This window comes from Streptomyces doebereineriae (assembly GCF_031845645.1).
Taxonomy (GTDB): Bacteria; Actinomycetota; Actinomycetes; order Streptomycetales; family Streptomycetaceae; genus Streptomyces; species Streptomyces canus.
The window spans coordinates 1-462 of record NZ_JAVREZ010000252.1 but is presented as its reverse complement, the minus strand read 5'-3'; the positions used below and the strand labels follow the sequence as shown (position 1 = coordinate 462).

The 462-nt window shown below is 71.6% G+C and carries 1 protein-coding gene and 1 pseudogene; both read right to left on the bottom strand.

The features are described from left to right. Positions 1–339, bottom strand: a pseudogene (locus RNB18_RS51730) (sugar phosphotransferase); the annotation flags it as partial. Positions 340–354: 15 nt separating this feature from the next. Next, the coding region (locus tag RNB18_RS51725; protein ID WP_311721023.1) for a hypothetical protein at positions 355–462 on the bottom strand (108 nt) is incomplete at its 5' end.

Genomic DNA, 462 nt, shown 5'->3' with positions numbered 1-462 from the left:
GAACCACGGAATGCCCGCCCGGTCGAGGGCGTGCGCGATCAGATCGTGGTCCAGCCGCCTGGCGAGGTCCGCGGTGAGGCCGCTGTGGACGTGGGCGATCCGCCCGTCGGGGGCGGTGACCCGGCGCTCGGAGGCTCCCCGGAAGTCGGACTTGCGGATGCGCCGCAGGGCACGCCGGTGCAGGCGCGCCTCGCGCCGGTCGAGGGTGCGGACCACTCCGCGCTTCATCTTCCGGCGGACGCCGGGGGTCACCCGGGTGGCCGCGACGGACCGTACCGGCAGCGGGACGATACGGCGGTACACCTGAGCGGCGGAGCTCAGTGCTGGTGGGCGGGCCACGTCAGGAACTCCGTTTCATCGCTCGTAGGGGCTGGGGGTGGGGAAGTAGCCGTTGAGGAATCCGTCGAGGATCTCCTGCTGGGCCTCGATGTCCTCCGGGGTGGAGAAGGCGTCGTTGAGACA